The 2,214-nt window shown below is 49.4% G+C and carries 2 protein-coding genes; one reads left to right on the forward strand and one right to left on the reverse strand.

Features of this window, described 5'->3' with window-relative positions:
* Positions 1–18: 18 nt before the first annotated feature.
* Positions 19–360 (forward strand): C1 family peptidase, encoded by a 342-nt coding sequence (locus CN673_RS21835; protein ID WP_503128312.1) that lies wholly within the window; start codon positions 19–21, stop codon positions 358–360.
* Here the strand turns inward: CN673_RS21835 and tuf are convergent.
* Positions 300–1,961, reverse strand: a complete 1,662-nt coding sequence (gene tuf, locus CN673_RS21840; protein ID WP_157928999.1) for a translation elongation factor EF-1 subunit alpha — start codon at positions 1,959–1,961, stop codon at positions 300–302. The genes CN673_RS21835 and tuf overlap by 61 nt on opposite strands.
* Positions 1,962–2,214 lie beyond the last annotated feature (253 nt).

Consider the following 2,214-nt stretch of genomic DNA (forward strand, 5'->3'; position numbering starts at 1 on the left):
GTTGACCGCAACCAACATATTCCTCAATATTGCGGGTCTTGTTGGGCCTTTGGATCGACTTCGGCTCTTGCTGATCGCTTTAACATCAAAAACAAGAACAAGTGGCCGCAGCCACTCTTATCAGTACAGGAAGTGATCGACTGTGCTGGTGCTGGGAGTTGTTTTGGAGGCGACCCCCTGCCCGTTTACAAATATGCTCATGAAAAAGGCATCCCTCACGAGACCTGTAATAATTATCAGGCCACCAACCAAAAATGTAACCCACAAAATCGTTGTGGAACATGCTGGCCAGATAGGTGTTATGCTCCGCCACCCTCGGACTTGTCGACTGCCTTGATGACACCAACGGCAACGGTTTGACGCATGTCACGGACGGCGAAACGACCAAGAGGAGCATAGTCGGTGAAGGCTTCAACACACATAGGCTTGGTAGGGATGAGCTCCACAATACCGGCATCCCCGGACTTCAAGGATTTTGGGTTGTCTTCGACCTTCTTTCCGGAACGACGGTCAACCTTCTCCTTGAGCTCAGCGAACTTGCAAGCAATATGGGCGGTGTGACAATCCAAAACGGGCGTGTATCCAGCGGCGATCTGTCCAGGGTGGTTCATGATGATAACCTGAGCGGTGAAAGAGCGAGCTTCCTTAGCGGGATCATTCTTGGAGTCAGAAGCAACGGAACCACGACGGATGTCCTTGACGGAGATGTTCTTTACGTTGAAACCAACGTTGTCACCAGGGACGGCTTCAGCCAAAGATTCGTGATGCATTTCAACGGACTTCACCTCAGTGGTAACTCCTTGTGGGGCGAAAGTAACGACCATACCGGGCTTGATGACACCGGTTTCGACACGACCGACTGGAACTGTTCCGATACCTCCAATCTTGTACACGTCTTGGAGAGGCAGACGGAGAGGTCTGTCGGTGGGACGGCTTGGTGGGATAATAGCGTCAAGAGCCTCAAGAAGAGTTTTTCCAGAAGCGTTTCCTTCCTTGCGCTCAACAGCCCATCCCTTGAACCAAGGCATGTTGGCAGAAGCTTCCAACATGTTGTCCCCATTGAATCCAGAGATTGGAACGAAGGCAACAGCCTTTGGGTTATATCCGATCTTCTTGATGAAGTTGGAGACTTCGTTGACCACTTCGGTGTAACGGGCCTCAGAGAAAGGTGGTTCAGTGGAGTCCATTTTGTTGCAAGCAACGATGAGCTGCTTCACACCCAAGGTTTGAGCCAAGAGGGCGTGCTCACGAGTCTGGCCGTTTTTGGAGATACCAGCTTCAAATTCACCAGTACCGCAAGCAACGACCAAGACAGCACAATCAGCCTGAGAAGTACCAGTGATCATGTTCTTGATAAAATCACGATGGCCAGGGGCATCGATGATGGTCACGTAGTACCTGGAAGTCTCGAACTTCCACAGAGCGATATCGATGGTAATACCACGTTCACGCTCAGCCTTCAGCTTGTCCAACACCCAGGCGTACTTGAAGGAACCTTTTCCCATTTCTTGGGCTTCCTTCTCGAACTTCTCGATGGTACGCTTGTCGATTCCACCACACTTGTAGATCAAGTGACCAGTAGTCGTCGATTTTCCAGAATCGACGTGGCCGATAACGACAATGTTGATGTGGACCTTTTCCTTACCCATGGCGGTAGTTGTAGTGCAACTTGTGTTTGCCATGTTGCGGATGTAGAGACGACGAGCAATGGAAGCAGTGCGGGTGAAGTACCAGTCAGGGTCAACTGGAGCCAATTCCTTGTGGGAAGCGAGCTTGACGAGATCGGCCCATTCGGGGACCTTGACTTTGCCGGATTTCTTCAGGAAGTCAGCGATCTTCTGAACGACCTCAGTTTGATCAACGTCTTTAACACTAGTTGGGCGTCCCATTTTTGAGTCGGCCAGATCAAGTTTATCATTGAGCACTTCTACACAAGAGGATTCTGAAGAGGACGACCCCACGGACGAGATTCCTTCGCCAAGCCCGTCAATAGAAGACCTCCAGCAACATGTGGAATGGAATCAAGTGGAGTTAGATGTCAATAGGACTTTATCCAGGTTCCCTCCCAACATATCAGAGACCGAAAGGTTAACTCTTCAAGCTGATCTGAGTCCACTCATTGTTCAGTTGTTGTATTCGAATAGAACTTTTAGATATTATCAAGGGTTTCACGACATTTGTTTAACATTATTATTAGCATTAGACGTAGAGAAG

Origin of the sequence: Neopararhizobium haloflavum (assembly GCF_002750855.1) — a bacterium.
Taxonomy (GTDB): domain Bacteria; phylum Pseudomonadota; class Alphaproteobacteria; order Rhizobiales; family Rhizobiaceae; genus Georhizobium; species Georhizobium haloflavum.